Raw genomic sequence first — 22,295 nt, forward strand, 5'->3', positions numbered from 1 at the left:
ATCCGCCGCGCGCCCGTACAGCGCGCATCCGCGCCATCACGGGGCCCATCACTGCGAATGGATCACCTTCGTGAACGGCTCCGCCTCGCCCTCCACGTGCCAGTTGGCCCACATGCGCTTGCGGCTGGTGTCCCACGCGAGGTCGGGCTCGAGGCTCAGCCAGTTGCGCGCGGCCAGCAGCCGCCGCCGCGTGCCCGGGAACGGCAGCATGCGCACCTCGATCCCGCGGTCGATCGGCCCGCCCGCGTCGAACAGCCGGTCGAGCGCGTAGATGAAGATCGCCTGCGCCGACGGGTGCACGATCGCCGACGAGATGAGCTGCGAGATCGTCTGCGGCACGTCACCGCGGGTCGACTCGATCACCCCCATCGCCCCGACGTGCACGTCGCCCGACAAGATCGTCACCCGCGTGCCGCGAGCCCGGGCGAAGTCGAGGAGGCGGTGGACGAGCCGCAGCCGCTCGCCCTGGTGGGGACGGCTCGACCAGTGGTCGCGCAGGTCGTCCTCCAGCTCCTGCCGCCCGGGCAGGAAGCCGAGCGCGTCCTCGATGGCGCCGAGGTCCGTGTACACCACCGGGATGCTGGTCATCAGCAGCAGGTGCCGCAGACCCTCCTGCCCGTCGATCCAGCGGAAGGCCGCGTCCCAGCTGGCCGCGCTCATGATCTGCGACGACGAGCGCTCCGAGCGGAGGTCGAGCGCCACGATCGCCAGGTCGTCGATGCGGTGCGCGTAGCTGAGGCTCGGCGTCGGCGCGATGAACTCGTCAGTCGGCGTCGCCGGCCCGCGGTGCAGCTGAAACACGCAGAACCACCGCTGCGCCGCCTTGAAGATGCCCTGGTAGACCGGCGATCGGTGGCGCGAGTCCGGGTACGAACCCCAGCCGTCGAAGATGTCGTGGTCGTCCCACATCATCACCGTGGGGATCGACGCCAGCATCGCCGCCACCTGCGGCTGCGCCCAGCGCTTGCAATAGAGCTCGAAGTAGAAGCGGTCGACCTTCTCCGCCAGCGCGCCCGACATCCCCACCACATCCGCGATGAACGACCCACTGTGGCTCCAATCGATCAGCTCGTCGATCGTCTCCCACAGCGGGTCGGCGTAGACCTGGTCGCCGCCCATCATCATCAGGTGGTACGGCGTCTGCGCGTGCACAGCCGCGACCTCGACCCACAGCGCGAAGGGGTCGCGCACCGACTTCGCCGCCTTCAGCGACGAGAAGCCGTTGCACGTGTTGTAGGTCATTCGCGGCCGCTCGTGCGTCGCCGGCACCGTGAAGCGCCACGAGCCCGCGCCGCCGATCCGGTACGTGACCTCCACCGGCGCCGCGCCGCGGGTCACCGCCAGCTCGATCGACCACACCGTGCGCCCGCTGTGCTCCGCCAGCCGCACCGGCGCCGCGGCGCTGGTCTCGCGGGCGCTGCTGGTCCAGGTCAGCGTCGGCGCCTCCGCGCCGGTGACCACGACGAGCACGCTGACGCGCCAGCGGGCCGGCTCTGGCTCCACCGCACGCAGTCGAAGGATCGGTCCGAGCACAATCTCCATGAGGCTGCTCCTTGGGGCGCGAATGGTACCCCAGGCACGGCGAAGCCCGGGCCGCCTACACGCGAAGCCCGGGCCCGCCTGCACGCAGCGCCCGCTAGCCGCGAAGCCCGGGCCCGCCTGCACGCCGAGCCCGCGGCGTGCCTGCACGCGAAGCCGGGCCCGCCTGCACGCCGAGCCCGCGGCGTGCCACACTCGCCAGTCGGAGGTCACCGTGCGCGCCCTTCCCTTCACCCTCTCGCTCGTCGTCGCCGCGCTCGCGCTGCCCTCGCTGGCCGCAGCCCGGCCCTTCTCGCCGAAGCCCGACGACAAGCCGTGGACCCGCGGCACCCTGATGCCGAGCTTCGGCCTCGGCGGCTCCTTCTACCGCGGCGGCGGCGGCAACCTGCTGGTCGCGGCCGGGCTCAACTACTTCTTCGTCAACAACCTGGCCCTCGGCCTCCAGCTGCGCAACTTCAGCACCTTCCTCCCGAGCTACTACAAGGCCGACTACCCCGGCATCGAGAAGCAGATCCCCACCAACGAGTTCAGCATGATCCCCGGCGTGACGGTCATGCTCTACCGCAGCTACCGCTTCACCCCTTACATCTACGGCGGCGTCGGCCCGGTCTTCCTCAACCCAAGCGCGGCGTCGTCGGCGAATGGAACGCCGGCCCCGGCCCTCTCATCGGCATCGGCCGCCGCATGGCCCTCGACATCGGCGTCAACTTCTCGATGCGCTTCCCCGGCGACAAGTGCGACGCCGCCTACAGCTACGCCGGCGCCACCAGCAACGTCGTCTTCTTCGGCGCCTGCGGCCTGCGCTGGGGCATCCGCGCCGGCCTCGTGTTCGGCTTCGGCGTCGGCCGCCAGCGCCACCAGGCGCCGCCCCCCGAGGACCCGTACACCTCACCTCAGCCGCAGCAGCCCGCCCCCGCGCCGAGTCCGGGCTACGCCCCGCCGAACGCCGGCTACGCCCCGCCGCCCGAGCCCGCACCCGCCCCGCCGCCCGAGCCCGTCGCCCCGCCGCCCGAGGGCCCCGCCCCGCCGCCCGCCACAACTCCGGCCGAGACCGTCCCCCTCGCCCCACCGCCCGGCGAGGCCCCACCCGTCGGCGAGAGCGTCCCAGTCTCACCGCCCGGCTGACCTGTCCCCGGAGACAGCCATCACAACCTGTCCCCAGGGACATGCCATCTGTCCCCAGGGACAGGCCGCACCTCAACCCGATCTCCCGCGTCCCCGACCCAAGCTAGCCATCTGTCCCCAGGGACAGGCCGCAACTCAACCCGATCTCCCGCGTCCCCGACCCAAGCTAGCCACATGTCCCCAGGGACAGGCCGCAACTCAACCCGATCTCCCGCCCCCGCGCCGACGTACGCTAGCGCCATGTCCCGCCCCTGCTCGCTCCTGGCCAGGCTCTCGCCCGCGCTCCTCGCCCTCGCCCTGAGCCACGCCTGCGCCGCAGCACCGCCGCTCACCGCGAGCACGCCGGCCCCCGCCGCCGCGAGCTTCACCTGGCACGAGTGGCGACCCGAGAGCTTCACCACCGCCGCCCGCGAGCGACGGATCTTGCTGGTGAACGTCGCCGCCAGCTGGTGTCACTGGTGTCACGTGATGGACCACCGCACCTACGCCGACCCGCAGGTCGCCGCGCTGCTGCGCGACCACTTCATGCCGATCCGCGTCGACGCCGACGCCCGCCCCGACCTCGCCGAGCGCTACGCCGAGTGGGGCTGGCCCGCCACCGCCGTGCTCACCAGCGACGCCCGCCCCGTGCTCGAGCTGCGCGGCTTCCAGGAGCCCGCCGAGTTCGCCGCCCTGCTGCGCAAGCTGGTCGCCGAGCAGGCTGCCGGCAGCCTCCAGGGCCGACGCCCGGGCCCCGCGCCCGCACCCGCGAACACCGACCTCGTCGCCCTGCGCCGCGCCGCCTGGGCCCAGCTCGACGCCGCCTACGACCACGAGCACGGCGGCTGGGGTCGCGGCCAGAAGTACCCGCTGGCCGCGCTCGACGAGCTCGCCCTGCTGCGCGCCCGGGTCTTCGCCGCCCCCCGAATGGCAGGCCCGCGCGCTCACCACGATCGCCGCGGAGATCCAGCTCATCGACCCGGTGTGGGGCGGCATGTACCAGTACTCGGTCGGCGGCGCGTGGGACCGGCCCCACTACGAGAAGATCGGCGCCATCCAGGCCGGCGCGCTCGAGTCCCTCGCCCGCGCCCACCTCCGCAGCCCCGAGCCCCGCTGGCGCAGCGCCGCCCACCGCCAGCGCAGCTACATCCTCGGCATGATGCAGCACCCGGGCGGCGGTTTCTTCACCAGCCAGGACGCCGACCTCCAGCGCCCCGACGCCGAGCCCGTGCCCGGCCCCGAGTACTACGCCCGCGGCGACGCCGATCGCCGCAAACTCGGCATCCCGCGCGTCGACCCGCACCGCTACGCCGACCTCAACGCCCGCACGATCTCCGCGCTGTGTCAGCTCCACGCCAGCGTGCCCGGCCCCGACGGCGGCCCCGACAACGACGCCCTCGCCGCGGCCCTGCGAGCCGGCGAGCGCCTGCTCTCGGCCCACCGCGAGCCCGGCGGCGGCTTTCGCCACGACGCCGACCTGCCCGGCCCGCTGCACCTGCGCGACCAGGCCGCCGTCGGTCGCGCCCTGCTCGCGCTCCACCGCGTCACCGGCGACGATCGCTGGCTCGCGCACGCCCGCGAGCTCGCCGAGCTCATGCGCGCCACCCTCGAAGATCGCGAGCACGGCGGCTTCTTCGCCCACACCCGCGACCCCGGGGCCGTCGGCGTGTTCGCCGAGCGCCGCAAGCCGATCGAGGACAACGGCATGGCCGCCCGCTTCCTGCTCGAGCTGCACCGCCAGATCGACCACCTGCCCGCCCCCTCATCCCACGCCGACGCCGCGATCAAGGCCCTGCGCGCCGTGTCCGACCCGCAGGCGATCGCCGACGAGGGCCGCATGCTCGGCCAGTACGCCCTCGCCCTCGCCGAGGCGACCTTCACTCCCGTCGACGTCACGATCGTCGGCCAGCCCGACGACCCGGCCCGCGCCGCCCTGCACCGCGCCGCCCTCGGCCTCGACGATCCACGCACCCTCGTCAGCGTCAGCCCGCCCGGCGCCCGCTACCCCGACATCGGCGCCGCCGCGGTCTACCTCTGCACCGACAGCGCCTGCTCCCGCCCGATCAAGGACCCGGCCAGGCTCGCCGAGGCCGCGACGAGCTTCCTCGCCACCGTCCAGTGACGCGGGGTCCTCTACCGCGGCTCCTGACCCTCTGAACAATAATATATGAACCTAAATACACGAATATAGAATCTGTTATGTGTTTGACGCCCATGGCTTCTCGCGTGCACCCGCCGGGAGTAACGTCGCCGGGGTTTCCTGGCCACGATGTCTCGCCTGTACACAGCGTTCCGCCCGCTGTTGGCCGCACTTCCAGCGCTGAGCGTGCTGCTGTGGCTGCTGGCGCCGGCGCTGAGCGAGGCACGTTCGGGCCGGCCGGGCTGTGAGCGCGAGGCTCAGGTCTCGCAAGGGTCGCCACCCGCACCGACCCCCGCGCGCCTGCTCGAGAGCGAGGTCGCCGAGCTCCTCGACCCCGGCGGTGAAGACACCGAGGACGACTGCGAGGCCGACGAACGTGCCGTCGGGGCAGAGATCTCCACCCTCCGCGTCGCCGTGCAGCGCTGCACTCCGCCCCACGAGTCGCGACCGCAGCACCGCGGACCGCATGCATGCTGTATCCGCGGCCCTCCTCGCGCGCTGCGCTCTTGAGCCGAACACACGCGAGATGTCGCGGTGGACCTGTCCTAAAGGACATCTATGCTGTCGCTCGGGTCGCCGCATCGGCATCCCGATCGAAAGCTTGCGTGCCGCGATCGGCCCGGCTTCCGCGCCGCGCGGGCGCCTGACCCGCCGCGCCGCGCCGCTTTTGTCTTTGCGTCGGTCGATCGCTTGCGGTTACTTGGTTTCGTCGTCGTGATTGACGGACGGAGCGCCTGGCGGGACATGGATCGCCGGGCTGCTTCACGTGGTGGAGGACCAAGATGCTGCTGTTCGTCGCAACCCTCGCCCTGCTCGTCGGGGCCTTCCTCGCGCTTGTCCTGCGCGGCAACCCGCTGCGGGCCGGACTCGCCGTCACCTCGCAGGTGATCGCCACGGCGCTCGTGCTCGCCGAGGCGCTGCCGATCCTGTTCGGCGCTCCGCCGGCCGAGCTGCTGCTGCACTGGCCGGCGCCGCTCGGCGACGTGCGCCTGCAGATCGAGGCGCTCGACGCCTTCTTCCTCTGCTTCTCGCTGCCGATGACCCTGCTCGGCTCGATCTACGCGCTCGGCTACCTGAAGCCCTACATGGCCAGCAAGCGCCACGTCGGCGCCCACTTCAGCCTGCTCAACCTGACCTCGCTGTCGTTCATCATCATCTACACCGTCGAGAACTCGCTGGCCTTCCTGCTCGGCTGGGAGCTGGCCGCCCTCGCCGCCTGGCTGCTCGTCATCTGGGACTACGAGAACCAGAAGATCCGCTTCGCCGGCTTCAACTACCTGGTCTCGACCCACATGAGCTTCCTGCTCCTGGTCGCCGCCTTCGTCATCGGCACCGGCGCCAGCCAGACCCACGACCTCTCGATGATGGCGAACTTCCTCGCCCAGGACACCTTCCAGCGCGACGTCACCTTCATCGTCCTGATGACCTCCTTCGGCCTCAAGTCGGCCTTCTTCCCGTTCCACACCTGGCTCCCGCGGGCCCACTCCGCCGCCCCCGCCCACGTCTCCCGCGCTGATGTCCGGCGTCATCCACAAGGCCGGCCTGTTCGGGATGATCAAGTTCACCGGCATGCTCGACCACCCGCCCGCGTGGATGGGCTGGTACGTCGTCGGCTTCTCCGCCCTCTCCGCGGTGATGGGCGTCCTCTACACGGTCTCGCAGCGCGACATCAAGCGCATGCTCGGCTACTCCTCCACCGAGAACGTCGGCATCGCCGGCATCGGCCTCGGCCTCGCCTACCTCGGCCTGACCTGGCAACGCCCCTGCTGGTCGTCCTCGGCCTCACCGGCTGCCTGCTCCACATCCTCAACCACGCGATCTTCAAGTGCCTGCTGTTCTACGCCGCCGGCGCCATCTACCGCGCGACCCACACCATCGACCTCGAGCGCCTCGGCGGCCTGCGCCGCGTCATGCCCTGGACCGCCCTGTTCTTCCTGGTCGGCAGCCTCGCAATCTCCGCCCTCCCGCCCTTCAACGGCTTCGTCAGCGAGTTCATCATCTACAGCGGCCTGGTCAGCGAGCAGGTCCCGACCGCCCTCGACCGCGGCCTCCTGCTCGCCGTCATGACCCTGCTCGCCTTCGTCGGCGCCGTCTCGGCCCTCGCCATCACCCGCGCGTTCGGCATCGCCTTCCTCGGCGTCCCCCGTGACCCCGCCTGCGTGGCCCACGAGGAGGCCGCCGCGCCCATGCGCTTCACCATGGGCGTCCACCTGCTCGGCATCCTCGCCGTCGCCGCCGTCCCGCTCGGCGCCATCGGCCTCGCCCGCGTCCCCGTCGCTGACCTCCTGCGCGCCCAGGGCCTGGCCGCCCCGGCCCCGCTGCTCGCCGCCCCGGCCCAGGCCTTCGCCCCGGTCGCGTGGATGTGCGGCGGCCTGCTGCTCGTGCTGGTCCTCGTCGGCCTGCTGCGCCGCGCGATCAACCGCGAGAGCGAGGCCCACGTCACCTGGGGCTGCGGCTACACCGCCGCGACCCCGCGCATGCAGTACACCGGCGCCTCCTTCGCCTCGCAGTTCGGCAACACCTTCGAGGGCGTGCTGCAGTACTTCAAGCGCTTCAAGCTGCCGCAGGGCTTCTTCCCCGAGCGCGCCAGCATCGGCACCCACAACGTCGACGGCGTCGAGAACCGCATGTTCCACGTGCTCGGCACCGCGGCCCAGACCGTCACCCGCCTGTCCGAGCGCCTGCCCGAGACCACCCCCCACTCCTTCGCCGCCGGCTTCATCACCCTCGTGCTGATGGTCGCCTTCCTGATCGCCGGAGGTAGCCTGTGACCACCGTCCAACTCGCCCTCGCCGGGGCCCAGCTGCTCGCGCTGCTGCTGCTGCCGATCGTCATGCTCGGCCTCGTCAACCGCGTCAAGTCGATCTGGGCCGGACGCCGCGGCCCGCGGGTGCTCCAGCCCTACCACGACATGCGCCGCCTGCTGCGCAAGCGCCCGGTCTACAGCAGCGTCAGCAGCGAGGTCTTCCGCCTCGGACCCGTCGTCGCCGTCGCCACCGGCCTGGTCGCCGGCATGCTCTCGCCCATGCTCGGCCCGGACTCGCCGCTCGCCTTCGCCGGCGACTTCGTCGCCTTCGCCTACGTCCTCGCGCTCGGCCGCGTCTTCCTCATGCTCGCCGCCCTCGACGTCGGCAGCGCCTTCGAGGGCATGGGCGCCGCCCGCGAGGCCACCTACGGCGCGGTGATCGAGCCGGCCCTGTTCCTCGTGTTCGGCACCCTGCTGCTGGCCACCGGCGGGGCCAGCTTCGCCGCGCTGCTCTCGTGGGGCGACCTCGGCCCCTTCGCGCTCGGCATCAAGGCGCTGTGCTTCGTCGCCCTCATGATCCTCCTGCAGATCGAGGCCGCGCGGATCCCCGTCGACGACCCCATGACCCACTTAGAGCTCACCATGATCCACGAGGTCATGATCCTCGACCACAGCGGCCCCGACCTGGCCATGCTGCAGTACGCCGCCGGCCTCAAGATCACGATCTGCGCCGGCCTCCTCGCCACCCTGCTAAACCCCATCTCCTGGGCCGCGCAGCCCTACCTGGCCGCCGGCGTCGCGCTCGGCCTCACCCTCGCCGTCGCCGTCCTCGTCGGCACCATCGAGTCCCTGATCGCCCGCCTGCGCATGCGCACTTTGCCCGCCTACGCCGGCGTCGCCGTGCTCGCCAGCGCCATCGCGCTGGTCCTCGTCACCCTGCGCACCGGAGGCTCGCTGTGATGGTCCTGCTCGTCGCGATCCTCATCGCGGTCATCGCCCCGCTGTTCGCCCGCACCTGGCGCGTCATGTTCCGCATGCTCGGCCTCCAGGGCCTCCTGCTGGCGATCATCGCCTACCAGAACCTCGGCCACCACGGCGACGACATCGCCGTCTTTGGTGTTCTGGGGCATCGCCGTCTTCATCGTCATCACCGCGCTGTGGTTCGGCTTCAAGATCCCGCCAGTCGACACCCTGCCCTCGCTGCACCTCGGCGTCGCCCTCACCGCCGTGCTGCTCGGGCTCTACGTGCTCACCCTCCAGACCCGGCCGATCGGCCAGGTCATCGGCGCCGTCACCATCGAGAACGGCGTGGTCCTGCTCGAGCTCCTCCTCAAGCACCACGTCGCCCTCCCGGTCGAGCTCGCCCTCACCGGCGTCTTCCTGATGTCGATCATCGCCTTCGGCGTGCTGCTCCGCCGCCTCGAGACGGCCGAGGCCAACGAGGCCAACGAGGCCAACGCGCCCAACGCGGCCAACGCCCAGCTCCCCGCGGAGGACGTATGAACCCGATCCTGCTCACCGCCCTGCTGCCGGCCGCCGCCGCCCAGCTCCCCGCGGAGGACGTATGAACCCGATCCTGCTCACCGCCCTGCTGCCGGCCGCCGGCGCGCTGCTGATGCTCCTGCCCCCGCTCCGCCGGGTCGCCCTCCAACTGCTCCTGCTGATCGCGGTCGCGACCTTCGGCGTCAGCATCGGCCTCACCGTCGTCACGCCGGCGACCGCCGTCATCTACTTCGGCCTCGGCTTCGGCGAGAACTACTTCGTCTTCGACGCCACCGCCCAGCTGTTCACCAGCCTGATCAACCTGGTCTTCCTCGGCGTCGCCGCCTACATGCTGACCCACGCGCGCCCCGACGGGCACCGCGGCTTCGGCCACCGCTTCGCCGGCTACGCCCTCGGCTTCATGGCCGCCGCCAACCTCGCGGTGCTGTCGAACCACCTCCTCATGGCCTGGGCCTTCGTCGAGGCGACCACCCTCTTCGCCGTCCCGCTGATCGCCCACGACCGCACCGGCGAGGCCTGGCGCGCCTCCTGGCGCTACCTGCTGCTCTCGACCGTCGGCCTCTCCCTCACCTTCCTCGGCTTCGTCTGCCTCGAGCGCAGCGTCGAGATCACCAGCCAGCACGAGGGCCTGTCCTTCTTCCTCGACCAGTTCGACCTCGCCAGCCGCGACTCGCAGAACTTCGCCCACAAGCTCGGCATCCTGCTGATCCTGTTCGGCTACGGCACCAAGCTCGGCCTGGCGCCGATGTACAGCTGGCTGCCCGACACCTACGACACCGCCCGCCCGCCGGTCACCACCCTGCTCGCCGCGGTCCAGTTCAACATCGCCTTCGTCGCCCTGTTCCGGGTCCTCCAGACCTTCGGCGCCAGCGACCAGGAGCTCATCCGCGGCGTCCTCACCGCGATGGGCCTCGCATCGATGGTCGTCTCCGCGATCAACATCGTCGCCACCCGCAACTACAAGCGCATCATCGCCTTCGCCTCGATCAACCACGCCGGCGCGATCGCCCTCGGCCTCGGCGTCGGCGGCAGCGCCATCTACGGCGCCCTCCTCTACGCCGTCAGCAACGCCCTGATCAAGGCCGTCCTGTTCCTCACCGCCGGCGAGATCGAGGAGCACTTCGGCACCAAGCGCACCGATGAGGTCGACGGCCTCCTCACCGAGATGCCCTTCTCCGGCATCTTCCTGATGTTCGGCACCTTCGCCCTCCTCGGCTTCGCCCCCTTCGGCAGCTTCGTCGGCGAGCTGGTGATGATGGGCGGCATGATCGAGGCCGGCCAGACCATCCTGTTCTCGGCCCTGTGCCTGATCCTCCTCATCGTCTTCGTCGCCACCGGCCGCAGCATGTTCCCCATGATCTGGGCCACCCCCGCGCGCCCACGACCGCCGCGAGTCCGTCGTCGACCTCGCGCCCAAGGCCCTGTTCCTGCTGCTGCTTTTCACCCTCGGCATCTACATGCCGACGCCCCTCAACGACCTGCTGCGCCAGGTCGCTCACAGCCTCGGAGGCCTGCCATGACGACCCGCAGTCGACCACCTCCTCGCCTCGCGTCGGCGTTGTCCGCCCACAGCCCCGGAGGCCTGCCATGACGACCCGAAGCCCCACCGCGCTCGCCCGCGTCGCCGAGCTGCCGACCCTGCCCGCCGACGACTTCACCCGCGAGCTGTGGCACCGCGTCACCGCCGGCGCCCAGCTCATCACCTACTACGCCCGCCCCGGCGACGAGGCCAACGAGCTGGTCCTGACCGCCGCGCTGCTCGGCCCGGACGGCCTGCAGCTGCTGCGCGGCGCGGCCCACCTGCGACCACCCGCTGTTCGCCATCACCCGCAACCTGCCCGCCTTCCACGTGTTCGAGCGCGAGATCCACGAGCAGCACGGCATCGGCTTCAAGCGCCACCCCTGGCTCAAGCCGGTCCGCTTCGAGGGCAAGAACCTCGGGCGCATGAACGACTACGCGTTTTTTCCACATCGAGGGCAAGGAGGTCCACGAGGTCAACGTCGGCCCGATCCACGCCGGCGTGATCGAGCCCGGCGCGTTCCGCTTCAGCTGCCATGGCGAGGTCGTCTACCACCTCGAGATCCACCACGGCTACCAGCACCGCGGCGTCGAGCGCCTGCTGCTCGAGCGCCCGCTCGCCCACCTGCCCGCGCTGGTCGAGCGCATCGCCGGCGACTCCTCGATCGCCTACGCCTGGGCCCACGCCAGCGCGATCGAGGCGCTCGCCGGCGTCACCGTCGACCCCACCGTCGAACTCAACCGCGCCGTCGGCCTCGAGCTGGAGCGCATCGCCATGCACCTGGTCGGCCTCTCCGGCCTGACGACAGACATCGGCTTCCTGCAGGGCTCCTCCACCTACGGCCGCATCCGCACCGCCGCGATCAACGCGTCGATGCGGGTCTGCGGCAGCCGCTTCGGCCGCGACTGGCTGCGCCCCGGCGGCGTGCGTGCGCCGATCACCCCGGCCCTCGTCGACGACCTGCAGAAGGTCCTGACGCAGCTGTCCCGCGAGATCGGCGAGTGCAACGCCCTCAGCTGCGAGTCCAAGACCGTCCAGCACCGCTTCAAGACCACCGGCGTCGTCACCCGCGAGCAGGCCGCCGGCATCGGCCTGGTCGGCATGCACGCGCGCGCCTGCGGCATCGACATGGACATGCGCTGCCTGCTGCCCGGCGCCGCCTTCTCGGCCCGTCCCGTGCGCAGCGTGGTCGAGCCACCGGCGACTGCTGGGCCCGCTTCTGTCCTCCGCATCCGCAGAGATCGACGAGTCCGTGCGCTGGCTGCAGGAGCTGCTCGCCAGCAACACCGACCTCACCCGCACCCGCGTCCCGATCGGCCCGCTCGCGCCCGACTCGCTCGCCCTCGCGGTGGTCGAGGGCTGGCGCGGCCCGATCGTCCACGCGATCGAGACCGACGCCGCCGGCCGCCTGCGCCACTACAAGGTCCAGGACCCGTCGCTGCAGAACTGGTTCGGCCTGGCCCTCGCGGTCCGCAACAACGAGATCTCCGACTTCCCGATCTGCAACAAGAGCTTCGACCTGTCGTACGCCGGCACCGACCTCTGAGAGGACCCATGCTGCACTCCATCCGCGTCCGCCGGTCCCAGGGCTGGCAGTTCATCCCCGACGTGCGAGCCGCGAGCCCGAAGGGCTTTCGCGGCCTCCCGCACGTCGCCGAGGCCCCCTGCCGCGAGGGCTGCTCGGCCTGCCGCGACCTCTGCCCGACCAGCGCCATCGCCCTCGATCCCTTCCGCCTCGACCTCGGCCTCTGCGTGTTCTGTGGCGAGTGCGCCGACGTCTGCCCCGACAAGAAGCTCTCGTTCAGCAACGACTTCAAGATGGCCAGCACCTCGCGCGAGACCCTCGTCCGCCGCGACGGCGACCGCGCCCTCACCCCCCTCCTCCTCGCCTCCGCCACCTTCAAGAAGCTGTTCGGCCCGCTCGCTCCAGCTGCGCCAGGTCTCCGCCGGCGGCTGCAACGGCTGCGAGCTCGAGCTGAACGCCAGCGCCAACGTCAACTTCGACATGGGCCGCTGGGGCATCGACTGGTCGCCTCACCGCGCCACGCCGGACGGCCTCGTCCTCTCCGGACCGATCACCGCCAACATGGCCGAGGCCTCCGCCTCGCCTGGGACGGCATGCCCGCCCCCAAGCTCGTCATCGCCGCCGGCTCCTGCGCCATCAGCGGCGCGCCCTACCAGGACGCCTACGCCGTCGATCGCAGCTTCCTCGGCGAGTTCACCCCCCAGCTCTACATCCCCGGCTGCCCGCCCCACCCGCTGACCTTCGTCAACGGCCTCCTCGACCTGCTCGGCGTCGGCCGCTGACCTACGACGAAGGCCGCGTCGCCCCGACATGCGGAGCAGCGCGGCCCGTCAGCTGTCCCTCGGGACAGCCTCGATACAGCACACGACGAAGGCCGCGTCGCCCGACGAGCAACGCGGCCTTCGACCTGTCCCTCGGGACAGGGTTACTCAGGCCTTGGCGGCCGGCTTCCCAGCGGGCTTGGCGGCGGGCTTCCCAGCGGGCTTCCCGGCCGGCTTCACCTTCTTGCTCAGGCTCTGCACGCTGTCGAGCAGACGCGGCAACGACAGCTTGCTGAGCGAGGCGACGAAGTCCTTGTCCTTGGCCTGACCCTTGAGCTCCGCGAGCTTGGCGACCAGCGCCTCGCGCCCGCCGAGGCTCTTGATCTTCTCGCCGACCTGCGCGAGGCGCAGGAGCTTGGCGTTGGCGACGTACTTCAGGCGCTTGCTGAAGGCCTCGCGGGACTCGCCGTCGCCGGGAGTGAGCAGGTCGATGACCTTGGCGATGAGCTGCTCCTTGGAGCCGAACAGCTTCTTGACGTTCTGAAGGGAGAGGGCTTGGTCATGGGGTTCACCTCGATGGTCGCCGCCACCAGGCAGCTACAAGGGAAAAACAACGCGGCCCGATCCACCTGGATCGGGCCGCCGTTGTCTACGAGATCCGCGGAGACATCGCAAGCCCCCGCAAACCCCTGGCTCGCGGCAGGGCTCACGGAGCCGGCGCGGGCGCGGGCTCGGCCGGAGCAGCAGACGGCGGCGGAGCCACCGGCTCGACCGGCATCGGCGGGGGCGCGTCGTCCATGCCGCCACCACCCATGCCGCCACCAAAACCACCGAGGAGGGCGCCAGCCTTCTCCTTCAGGGTCTTGATGTCGTCGTTGGTCAGCGAGGCCTCGAGCGTGATCTGGTTGTCCTTGGTGTCGACCTTGAGGGTCTCGACAGCCTTGGCCAGACCAAACATCGCCGCGCCGATCTTGGCGCCCGGCATGGCCTCGTCCGCCTTCTTCTTCAGCTCCTTGGCCTGGTCGGCCGAGGCCAGACCGACCGCGAGCTTGATCGCAATGCCGTCACTCAGGTCGAGCGAGCCCGACATGTCCTTCGGCTCGGCGCCGACGCTCTTGGCCCCACCCGCCAGCTCCGCGGGCACCAGACCGGCGGCCCAGATGTGCTTGCTCTGGTCGGCGCGCGCGAACAGGTCCTTGTCGGGACCGTCGATGGCGGCTTGCCCTTGCCGTCGATCAGGTCCTTCACCGCGCCGGTCCACGCCGCGCTGGCGAACACCAGGGTCGTGCCGTCGACGATGTAACCAGATGCCCTTGTCGCCCTCCATCTTGAGGATCTTCTTGCCGCCGTCGTCGGCGATCGTGAAGGGCACCTTGCCGCCGTTCTTCTCCTTGCCCTTCTCGGCGATGCAGTTGAGGTTCGCCTCGACGCCGAGACCCTCACCCTTGAGCACGGCGACCACGTTGGCCTTGCCGTCGGTGCCGATGAGGATCGAGCTGAGCGCCTTCTCGGGGTCGAGATTGCAGGCCTTCGCGGCGTCCGCCATCTCCTTGTACTCCCATGCAGTGAGGCCGACAAGGCCGAAGAGCGCCGTTGCGGCGATGGACACAGATCGTTCGCTTCCATATCGGGGCCCTTGTACCCCCGGAATCAGCCGCCGCAACAAAAAAACCGGGGGCGCAGCGCGCCAAAGGCGTGCCTTTTCGCCGGTTCAGCCGCACTGATCCATGGTACTCCGAGGCTCCGCACACGCCGCCCTGGACCGCTGCTGCGGCTCGATTTGAGCGGCGCCTCGCCCTCCCCCTCGGAGATCCGCCATGGCTTGGAAGCAGTTCCAGTTCAAGGACCAAACAGTGTTCGTACGCGTGCTGGCCACCGGCAAGGGTCGGCCCGACGACCATCATCATCCACACCGACGGGGCCTGGGCAGCAACCCCGGCCCCGCCGGCATCGGCGTGTTCTTCGAGCGCCCCGACGGCGAGATCCTCGAGCACTCCGAGTTCATCGGCGAGGGCACCAACAACATCGCCGAGCTGACGGCGATCCTCCGCGCGCTCGAGATGCTGAAGCCCGAGGAGCTGGGCACCCACGTGCTGATCTACACCGACAGCGCGTGGAGCCTCGGCGTCCTGGTCGGCGGCTGGAAGGCCAAGGCCAACCTCGGGCTCATCACCGCGATCGGAGCGCATGGTGGCCACGCCGGACGTCGAGCTGCTCAAGGTCCGCGGCCACGCCGGCCACAGCGGCAACGAGGAGGCCGACGCCCTCGCGACCATGGCGGTGCGCCGCGAGAGCACGACGACGCGAACGCGCCGCCGAGCGAAGCCCCATCCCCGCCGTGAGCCGCCGCCGGCCAGGTGCACTACGACGCGAACGCGCCGCCGATCGAGGTCCCCCGTCCCCGCGCCGTGAGCAGCCGCCGCGGGCGATCCAGGCGCAGCTGCAGCGGCACCCGCAGCTCGGGCTGACGCTTGCGCAACACCGCGTCGTAGCCGTCGCTGTCAGGGTCGGCGAGGTCGATGCCGTGCAGCTCGAGGTGCAGGTACGGCCGCGTCTCGGCCTCCCGCAGCAGCAGCGCCCGCCCGCCGATCACGAAGGTGCCGACCATCGGCAGCCGCAGCACCGTCGACACGCTCACCGGCACCTCCCACAGCCCGCACTCGGGCATGAAGTGCGGCCGCGTCGGCCGATGAAGCTCCGCCAGCCCCGCGCCAGCGACCGCGAGCGCTCGCCCCTCACCGCCATCCACCCGAGCACCGCCAGCTTGGCGCGTAGTAGCTCGGCGACGGCAGCAGCGAGGCGTCGTAGCGGTAGCCGAGCGCCGCGACCTGCTGCAGCGCGCGGCGTCGTGCGTGTAGCCCGGCGCACGAAAGCCCAGCGGCCGCGCCCCGACCCGCGCAGCAGGCGTCGCAGCGCCGCAGGTCGTCGTAGATCGCGGCCGGCGTCCACGTGACCATGTCGTAGGCGTGGGCGAAGCTGTGGTTGGCGAGCTCGTGCCCGGCCGCCAGCGCCTGGCGCAGCAGCGCCGCCCGCGCCCGCCGGTCGCCAGGTCGCGCTGCAAGTCGCGGCCGATCACGAAGAAGGTGGCCCGCACCCCGAGCTCCTCGAACAGCTCGAGGAAGCGCGGCAGGCAGCGCTCGAGCACGACGCCCGCGCTCGCGGGCGCCGGCGCCGGCAGGCCGTGGATCGCGTGGTAGCAGGCGAGGTCGTCGAGGTCGACGCTGACGATCGTGCTCTGCGCGCTCACCCGTCCTCCCGTCGACCGACCCCGAGGTGGATCGCCGCCATCAAACGCCCGAGGTTGTGCAGCACCTTTGGCACCCGCCGCAGCAGCCGCACCGAGGGCGCCCGCTTCTCGGCCAGCTCGACCGGAATCTCGCGCACCCGCACCCCCTCACGCTCGGCCCGGATCACCAGCTCCGAGGCGAACACGTCGTGACCGACGATGCAACGCCCGACCACCGGCAGCAGCGCGGCCCGGCGAAACGCCTTGAGCCCGTGCGTGTCGGTGCCGTGGAAGCCGAGCGTGACCGCAGCAGCCGTTGTAGATCCGCGTCCGCTGCCCGCCGCAGGAGCGGCCGCCGGTCGTGGGCCCCGGGCATCGCCTTGCTGCCGATCACGAGCTCGGCCTCGCCAGATCGCAGCAGCTCCAGCGCGCGCCGATGAAAGTCCAGGTCGCAGAGGTCGATCTCCTCGCACAGCACGTACTCGCCGCGGGCCCCCTCGATGCCCTCCCGCAGCGCCGCGCCGTAGTTGGGCCGCGCGCACGAGAAGGTGCGCACCCGCGGGTGCGCCGCGGCCAGCTCGGCCGCGATCTCCCGCGTACGGTCGCGGCTGCCGTTCTCCGCGATCACGATCTCGTGGCGCACGAGCCCCGCCGCGTCGAGGCCCACGCGACAGCTCGCACGCTGCTCGCGAGGATCGCCCTCGTTGTAGACCGGGATGATCACCGGATCTCGGGCGCGATATCGGGGCCGCGCTTGGCCATCGCCGACCTGTCCCGGGCGCTCGTCCTGGCCCAGGCCGCGGCTGCCCGGCCCTGGACCACGCTGTCCTCCATCGAGTTGTAGACCCACGCCCGTAGCGCCCGCCGTGCGGATCCCCGACCGGCTCGAGCCAGGCGAAAGGATCGTGCGCGTGGCCGCGGCGTGGGCGTCGTCGAACACCACGTAGGCGTGCTCGATCTCCCGCACCACCGTGAACAGCACGTCGTCGACCGCGGCCAGCGCGCCGACCTCGACGAACCCCCCTGCAGTACCGCCGCCAGATCGATCGCCCCCGGCGCGCGCTGAGCTCGACGTACAGGCTGCGCTGCGGCCCGGCGGCGCCATGCTGGCGACCGCGTTCGGAGTGAACCCCGACGCGGAAGAAGGGCAGGCGGGGCTCCGGCACGTAGACCCAGTGATAGTCGGCCGGGACCGGACCTGCGCGTGGCGACGTCGAGGTAGCGCCAGCCGACCCAGCGCAGCGCCGCCGCCGCCTCGCGCACCGCCGCCGGCGCCCGCCGATCCGGCGGATGAGCTCGGGCAGCGGCATCGTCGAGACCAGCGCGCCGCGTAGCTGCGCCAGTCGGCCTCGGCCGGCAAGCGACCCGTCGCTGCCCGGGATCGATCGCCTCGACGTCGCTGCCGAAAGCAGCGCCTGGGCTGCGGCCGGGAGCGCCGCGCGCCGAGCGCCGCGGCAAGGCGTCGATGCCCCAGCCCGCGGGTACAGGAAGTTGGCGTTGTAGCCGACCCCTCCTGCGCCAGGCCGATCGCCCCGCCGATCACCTGGCCCGGTCGGGGATCGGGATGCAGCGAGACACCCACTCGGCCGTCAACCGGTTCGGGTGCATGCCCCACAGCTTGGTGTTGTACGGCACCAAGAACGTGGCGGGCGATCCCCCGACCGAAGCAGGCCTCGCCGAACTCCTCGAAGCTCAGCTCGGGCTGCTCGCCCGCGCCGCCCGCTCGCGAGGCCTCCACCGAACCCACCAGGCACTCCTGCACGACCGGCAGCGGCAAGCCGAACAGGTTGGCCTGGAAGGGAAAATGCGGCAGCGCTCCGTGCGTGTACACCCGCGTGCCGCTCGCGCTCACCGGCTCGCCCGGGGCGCAACACCTCCACCAAGCGCCCGGGTCTGCGGCTCGCGCAGGTGCAGCCAGTGGCCCGTGACGTCCCGAAGGTGAAGACGTCCTGCCGCACGCTGCGGGCGTGCCCGCCGACCTGGGGCCCCGCTCACGAACAGCGTCGGGCGGCGCATATGGTGGAACCGCGGACAGCCAGTTGGGGCGGCGCGGGGACCCGACCGGAGGCAAAGGGTCGACCATCGGCCCCGGTTTTACCAGGCTCGGGCGATGGACAGCTGGATCTCCGACATGCACTCACGGGGCCCATGGAGCTGCAGAGCCTCGGAACGCGTTTCGCTTGGTCCGGCCTCTGGCCACCGCAGCCTGAGCTTCCGCCTGTACCTGGCGCGCCCCGAGGACGACCCGGAGCACGGCGCCCCTCGTACGTGGTCAAGCTGCTGCTGCCAGCCGCAGCCCGGACCACGCCCACCTCGCGCGCAGTTGGAGCCACACAGGATCAAAGCCTTGCGGGCGCTTCAACCGCCGGGATCTCCACTCGTCCACGGCGACGGCGGAAGGACGGCGTGCGCTACCTCGTCATGGACTACGTCGACGGCTGCGACCTCGCGGCCCTGCTCGGCGCCCGACGACGGCACCCCCCGCATCTCCCGCAGGCTCGCCGTGTTCATCATGGGCCCGGCTCGCCGACGCCTCCACCGCATCCACACCCCCGGATCCTCGACGACGCCAGCAACCGGTTTCGTCGGGCTCAGCGTCGGTCACCGCGACGATATTGCCCCCGCTTAACGTCCTGCTGTCGCGCCGGGCGGCGTCCTGCTTTCGCGGACTACAACTCGGCAGCCTCGTCGACCTGGCTGCCCGCGCCGCACGACGCCCAGGCCGGCACCAAGGCCTACATGGCCCTGAGCGCATCGTCGGCACCGCCCCGGCCTCGGTCCAGTCCGACCTGTTCCGGCATGGCCGTGATGCTGTAGGAGATGCTCGGGGGCCAGCGCTGCTTGAAGCCGGCAGCGACCTCAAGACGATGGACACGATCATTAGGTTCATTTTATCTCGCACAGCTCGCGCCGCCTCACGGGCCTGTCCGCCAAGCTCAGCGACATCGTCCGCAAGAACCTCGACCGCGACCCCGCGCCCGCCGCTACAGCGCCGCCTACGAATGCTCCAGCGCCTGGCCCCGGGCGGAGGGCCGCCGCCGCTGGGCGCGCCCGGCCGAGCTCGCCGCGCTCGTCTGCCGAGGTCAGCCACGGCCGCAGCCGGGCCCAACGCCGGGGCCAATCCTGCGCCCACGGCCGCCGCCACCGATCACGCCCGCCGCCGCGACGCTGCACCGCCACGCGCGGCCGCTGAGGGCCCAGCGGCCCCGGCGAAACCACTTCGCTACCTGTCCCGGGGGACAGCCACACGCTACCTGTCCAGCTACCTGTCCCAGGGGACAGCCCCGCCACACCTGTCCCGCGACCTGTCCCGGGGGACAGCCCCGCCACACCTGTCCCCGGAGACAGGCCAGCCCCACCTGTCCCCCAGGACAGCCCCACGCCATGGGCCCGCCTGCGCGCCGAGGCGCCGCTGCTGCTGCCGCTCGCGCTCGCGGTGTTCTGCACCTACGCCTACAACGTCCGCGTCATCCCGCTCGACCCGCGGCGGAGCTCGCCATGCGCTTGACGACCCGACGCCGCCAACCTGGTGACCGCCTCATCTACAGGCCCACCGCTTTGCGCCCTCTACCTCTGCCGCCTGCTCAGCTCCCTGCTGGCCCTCACCCATCTGCTCGCTGCGCTCTGCCTGCTCGCCGCCGCCAGCTCGCCCGGGGCCCGCCGCCGCTCACGCTGCTCTGCGGCCTCGCCAGCCGCCCAACTGCGTCGGCACCGCCTTCTACGGCCACCATGGCCCTGCCCGACCTGCTGCTCGCGCTGGCCTGCATCCTCCTGTCCCGAGGACGGCCCAGGCCAACCTCGCCGCCGGCGCCTGCCTCAACCTCGCGGTCGTCTGCGAGTCGCCAGCGGCCATGCCCGCGGCGATCGTCACCGGCTTCGCCCACGCTCCACCACGGCCCCGCTTCGCCGCCTGCACCGTCGCCGGCGGCCTCCCGAACGCGGCCCTGCTGGCCTTCCCTCTACCACCTGCGCTGCTGGCCACCGCTGCGGACCGGCTACGACTTCGTCTACCTCTTCCGGTCGCCGAGGGCATCCGCGTCCGCTACGGCATCCACACGCCCGACCTCGCGGTGCTGCGGGAGCTCCTGTTCAGGCCGCTTCGCGGCCTGTTCCCCTCATACAGGTGCTGCTCCACTCGCCGCGCCTGGGGCTGCTCGTCAGACGATCTCACCTGGCCGACAGGACATGTCTGAAAGAACCTGGCCCACGCGCCCGGTCGCCCGGCCTCGCGCTGCTCGTGATCGGCTTCTACCTCGCGCTAAGCAGCAGCTGTACATGCGGGACGGCGGCGCCGCGCTCGGCCCGCGCCTGCCGTGCCGATGTTGCCCTTCCTCGCGCTCGGCCTGGTGCCCGCGCTTTGCCTCCTGGTCGCGCCGTCGCGGTTGCTCGGCGCCGTCTCGGCCGCGCAGATGCTCGCCGCCGCCGCCGCCGCGCCGAGGCCCGCAGTACGGCGACCTGCTGTGGGGCCACGCCTGGCCGCTGCTGTTCACGGGTCCAGCCCGGCTACTGACGGCGCGACCGAAAACCTCGACCGCCTGCTCGGCCTGCCCGGCGCGCTCACAACCTCGTTCTTCCCGCTGCTGGCCCTGTGGTGGGTGGACCTGGCAGCAGCTCCGGCCGCAGCGCAAGCACTGGCGCAGCTGAAACGCGACGCCGCTACCACTGGCGGCGTCCGCCACGCGCGCTGCACCGGCACCGTCTGGTCGCACCAGCGCGAGCGCGGCGCGGATGAGCAGGCCCGGCAGAGCCAGCGCGCCCCTGTGCCCTGCGCGACGCAGATTGGCCCTGGGCCGGCACTGGCGACTGCCACGAACCACTCACGGGCATGGTCGGGCGCGGTGCGCTGCGGCCCGGAGCTCGGTAGCGGGCGCGGGGCGCGCGAGGACCCCTCGGTCTGCGACATCGACGACGAGTCCTCGGGCGAGCGCGCGAAACTGGCGCTCGTGCTCGATAGTGCCGCCCCACGACGGCGGGTCGCGTGGCGGCGGGCGCGCGGCAACGCCACTCGCTGGGCGCGCCTCGAGCGCCGCGAGCTTGGGCCCGCGCGCTGGCGTGGCGCTGCCCCGGTTCATGGAGCCGGGGCCTTGAGCGACCGCCTCGAACTCCGGATCTCGAGCGTGAGGATCGCCCGACGCATCGGGAACGGCGCCAGACTCCGCCCTTCGCACCGTTCGCGGCGGCCGTTGCCTTCTTATTTTGCCGGTCGCATTTTGCCGGCCGCATTGCCGGCCACGCGCCGCTGCCGTCGCCGGCCGCGTACGGGCGCGCCGCCGGGTGCGGCATCTTGTTGGTCAGCAGGCGGTACATCAGCACGCCGAGCGCGTAGATGTCGACGCGATGGTCGCAGCTGCCGCCGCTCGCAGCTCGCCAAGCCATGTAACCCGGGGTGCCGAGGCGTGGGGCCCGACTGGCGACCACCGCATCCTCGCTGTCCGCGCAGGGACCGGGTCCGGCGTGGCGACCAGTGCGCTTGCAGGCGAAGCTCGCGACCCGAAGTCGAGCACCTTGATGAAGTCGGCCGTGTCACCGCGGAGGATGCGGAAGCGGTTGGCCGGCTTGATGTCACGGTGGACAACGATGTTCTGGTCGTGCGCCGCGATCGGGGCGCGACAGATCTGCTTGCCAAATCGCCGGGACCCGGGTCCAGCGCAGCGGGAAACCGTCCTGCTCGAAGAAAGGCGTGACCGCGAGGTCCTCGCCCTCGAGGCTGCTCCATCACCAAAGTAGGCCAGGGCTCTGCCGGCGACCTCGTCGCGTACCATAATCGCTGACGTCGATGATGTACTCCAGGCGCGGCTGCGACTATGCACGAGCCTCCTGCGGGAAGCGCCGCGCCGTGTCTCTGGCAGGCGGACTGCGTCAGACTGGACCGCCACCCGCTTGCGCCGCTCCGAGCGTGCGCGGCGCATCTGGCAGATGTTGACCATGCCGCCACCTGCCGAGAGCTGGCGCAGGAGCCGGTAGCGGGCGCCTTCCCGCCCTGTCAGATCCATCGCCGGGAGCCGCCACGGCCGCGCCGCGCAGAGCGGAGCGCGGGGGGCGTCGGCGTCTCGAGCGTGGGCCTGGGGACCGGCATGAAATTGCGGGGGCGCTGGCCGAATGTTGAGACGACGGCGGGGGCGCCTTGCATCCACAATAACTTCAATGCGCCGCGGCAATCAGCGCTCATCTGCCACGAGACAGCTGACTTGCGACTGATTTTATGTGGTCATAATTACCATACGTTCACCG

At 71.4% G+C, this 22,295-nt stretch carries 17 protein-coding genes and 4 pseudogenes; 16 read left to right on the top strand and 5 right to left on the bottom strand.

What is annotated here, in order from left to right; all coding sequences use genetic code 11:
* Nucleotides 1–48: 48 nt before the first annotated feature.
* The gene (locus IPJ59_RS15075) at nucleotides 49–1,542 is read right to left on the bottom strand and encodes an alkaline phosphatase D family protein (RefSeq protein ID WP_293272248.1); all 1,494 of its coding nucleotides are present in this window, start codon (nucleotides 1,540–1,542) and stop codon (nucleotides 49–51) included.
* Between the two features lie 681 nt (nucleotides 1,543–2,223).
* On the opposite strand from IPJ59_RS15075, the gene IPJ59_RS15080 reads away from it, so the two are divergent.
* From IPJ59_RS15080 to IPJ59_RS15130, 14 genes and pseudogenes are all read left to right on the top strand, one after another.
* Nucleotides 2,224–2,664 carry a hypothetical protein gene (locus tag IPJ59_RS15080; RefSeq protein WP_293272249.1) on the top strand — a complete coding sequence of 147 codons (441 nt, stop codon included), beginning with the start codon at nucleotides 2,224–2,226 and terminating at the stop codon, nucleotides 2,662–2,664.
* Between the two features lie 240 nt (nucleotides 2,665–2,904).
* Nucleotides 2,905–3,282, top strand: a pseudogene (locus IPJ59_RS37770) (DUF255 domain-containing protein); the annotation flags it as partial.
* 343 nt (nucleotides 3,283–3,625) lie between these two features.
* Complete coding sequence (locus IPJ59_RS15090; protein ID WP_293272251.1) at nucleotides 3,626–4,765, top strand: YyaL domain-containing protein; 1,140 nt, start codon at nucleotides 3,626–3,628, stop codon at nucleotides 4,763–4,765.
* Between the two features lie 147 nt (nucleotides 4,766–4,912).
* Nucleotides 4,913–5,293: a hypothetical protein gene (locus tag IPJ59_RS15095; protein WP_293246770.1), complete on the top strand. Its 381-nt coding sequence runs from the start codon at nucleotides 4,913–4,915 to the stop codon at nucleotides 5,291–5,293.
* Between the two features lie 575 nt (nucleotides 5,294–5,868).
* Nucleotides 5,869–6,276, top strand: a pseudogene (locus IPJ59_RS37775) (proton-conducting transporter transmembrane domain-containing protein); the annotation flags it as partial.
* Between the two features lie 58 nt (nucleotides 6,277–6,334).
* Nucleotides 6,335–6,457 (top strand): annotated as a pseudogene (locus IPJ59_RS37780) (hypothetical protein); the annotation flags it as partial.
* Between the two features lie 92 nt (nucleotides 6,458–6,549).
* A complete protein-coding gene (locus tag IPJ59_RS37785) occupies nucleotides 6,550–7,554 on the top strand; it encodes a proton-conducting transporter transmembrane domain-containing protein (protein WP_366524597.1) in 1,005 nt (334 codons plus the stop codon).
* On the top strand, nucleotides 7,551–8,489 hold the full coding sequence (locus tag IPJ59_RS15105) for a respiratory chain complex I subunit 1 family protein (RefSeq protein ID WP_293272253.1): 939 nt from the start codon (nucleotides 7,551–7,553) through the stop codon (nucleotides 8,487–8,489). The genes IPJ59_RS37785 and IPJ59_RS15105 overlap by 4 nt, the downstream gene beginning before the upstream one ends.
* Nucleotides 8,490–8,645: 156 nt before the next feature.
* Nucleotides 8,646–9,032, top strand: coding sequence for a hypothetical protein (locus IPJ59_RS15110; protein WP_293272254.1), 387 nt, complete (start codon nucleotides 8,646–8,648; stop codon nucleotides 9,030–9,032).
* 61 nt (nucleotides 9,033–9,093) lie between these two features.
* Entirely contained in the window at nucleotides 9,094–10,623 is a 1,530-nt protein-coding gene (locus tag IPJ59_RS15115; RefSeq protein WP_293272255.1) for a complex I subunit 5 family protein, read from the top strand.
* Nucleotides 10,620–11,057 carry a hypothetical protein gene (locus IPJ59_RS37790; RefSeq protein WP_366524594.1) on the top strand — a complete coding sequence of 146 codons (438 nt, stop codon included), beginning with the start codon at nucleotides 10,620–10,622 and terminating at the stop codon, nucleotides 11,055–11,057. The genes IPJ59_RS15115 and IPJ59_RS37790 overlap by 4 nt, the downstream gene beginning before the upstream one ends.
* A gap of 269 nt (nucleotides 11,058–11,326) precedes the next feature.
* Nucleotides 11,327–11,644: pseudogene (locus IPJ59_RS37795) on the top strand (NADH-quinone oxidoreductase subunit D-related protein); the annotation flags it as partial.
* Nucleotides 11,645–11,804: 160 nt separating this feature from the next.
* On the top strand, nucleotides 11,805–12,098 hold the full coding sequence (locus IPJ59_RS15125) for a hypothetical protein (RefSeq protein ID WP_293272257.1): 294 nt from the start codon (nucleotides 11,805–11,807) through the stop codon (nucleotides 12,096–12,098).
* A gap of 8 nt (nucleotides 12,099–12,106) precedes the next feature.
* A complete protein-coding gene (locus IPJ59_RS15130; RefSeq protein ID WP_293272258.1) occupies nucleotides 12,107–12,859 on the top strand; it encodes an NADH-quinone oxidoreductase subunit B family protein in 753 nt (250 codons plus the stop codon).
* A 685-nt stretch (nucleotides 12,860–13,544) separates the two neighbouring features.
* Here the strand turns inward: IPJ59_RS15130 and IPJ59_RS15135 are convergent.
* A complete protein-coding gene (locus IPJ59_RS15135) occupies nucleotides 13,545–14,447 on the bottom strand; it encodes a hypothetical protein (protein ID WP_293272259.1) in 903 nt (300 codons plus the stop codon).
* Between the two features lie 208 nt (nucleotides 14,448–14,655).
* Here IPJ59_RS15135 and IPJ59_RS15140 point away from each other — a divergent pair, with 208 nt between their 5' ends.
* Entirely contained in the window at nucleotides 14,656–15,180 is a 525-nt protein-coding gene (locus IPJ59_RS15140; protein ID WP_293272260.1) for a ribonuclease HI, read from the top strand.
* A 393-nt stretch (nucleotides 15,181–15,573) separates the two neighbouring features.
* Here IPJ59_RS15140 and IPJ59_RS37800 read toward each other — a convergent pair whose 3' ends face one another.
* The 3 genes from IPJ59_RS37800 to IPJ59_RS15155 are packed head-to-tail and all read right to left on the bottom strand — an operon-like array spanning nucleotide 15,574 to nucleotide 17,169.
* Nucleotides 15,574–16,038 (bottom strand): polysaccharide deacetylase family protein, encoded by a 465-nt coding sequence (locus IPJ59_RS37800; RefSeq protein ID WP_366524598.1) that lies wholly within the window; start codon nucleotides 16,036–16,038, stop codon nucleotides 15,574–15,576.
* Nucleotides 16,039–16,081: 43 nt separating this feature from the next.
* A complete protein-coding gene (locus tag IPJ59_RS15150; protein WP_293272262.1) occupies nucleotides 16,082–16,270 on the bottom strand; it encodes a hypothetical protein in 189 nt (62 codons plus the stop codon).
* Nucleotides 16,249–17,169, bottom strand: a complete 921-nt coding sequence (locus IPJ59_RS15155; RefSeq protein WP_293272263.1) for a glycosyltransferase family 2 protein — start codon at nucleotides 17,167–17,169, stop codon at nucleotides 16,249–16,251. The genes IPJ59_RS15150 and IPJ59_RS15155 overlap by 22 nt, the downstream gene beginning before the upstream one ends.
* Nucleotides 17,170–19,915: 2,746 nt before the next feature.
* Between IPJ59_RS15155 and IPJ59_RS15160 the strand changes: the two genes are divergently transcribed.
* A complete protein-coding gene (locus tag IPJ59_RS15160) occupies nucleotides 19,916–20,257 on the top strand; it encodes a hypothetical protein (protein ID WP_293272264.1) in 342 nt (113 codons plus the stop codon).
* Nucleotides 20,258–22,295: the final 2,038 nt, after the last annotated feature.

Source organism: Nannocystis sp., assembly GCF_016714285.1.
Lineage (GTDB): Bacteria > Myxococcota_A > Polyangia > Nannocystales > Nannocystaceae > Nannocystis.

Bases quoted from the DNA above. Each gene is read 5' to 3' on its own strand.
- IPJ59_RS15080 (WP_293272249.1), top strand. From the start codon at position 2,224: ATGGCCCTCGACATCGGCGTCAACTTCTCGATGCGCTTCCCCGGCGAC.
- IPJ59_RS15160 (WP_293272264.1), top strand. From the start codon at position 19,916: ATGCCCGCGGCGATCGTCACCGGCTTCGCCCACGCTCCACCACGGCCC.
- IPJ59_RS15130 (WP_293272258.1), top strand. From the start codon at position 12,107: ATGCTGCACTCCATCCGCGTCCGCCGGTCCCAGGGCTGGCAGTTCATC.
- IPJ59_RS15155 (WP_293272263.1), bottom strand. From the start codon at position 17,169: ATGGCGCCGCCGGGCCGCAGCGCAGCCTGTACGTCGAGCTCAGCGCGC.
- IPJ59_RS15095 (WP_293246770.1), top strand. From the start codon at position 4,913: ATGTCTCGCCTGTACACAGCGTTCCGCCCGCTGTTGGCCGCACTTCCA.
- IPJ59_RS15075 (WP_293272248.1), bottom strand. From the start codon at position 1,542: ATGGAGATTGTGCTCGGACCGATCCTTCGACTGCGTGCGGTGGAGCCA.
- IPJ59_RS15140 (WP_293272260.1), top strand. From the start codon at position 14,656: ATGGCTTGGAAGCAGTTCCAGTTCAAGGACCAAACAGTGTTCGTACGC.
- IPJ59_RS37790 (WP_366524594.1), top strand. From the start codon at position 10,620: ATGACGACCCGAAGCCCCACCGCGCTCGCCCGCGTCGCCGAGCTGCCG.
- IPJ59_RS15115 (WP_293272255.1), top strand. From the start codon at position 9,094: ATGAACCCGATCCTGCTCACCGCCCTGCTGCCGGCCGCCGGCGCGCTG.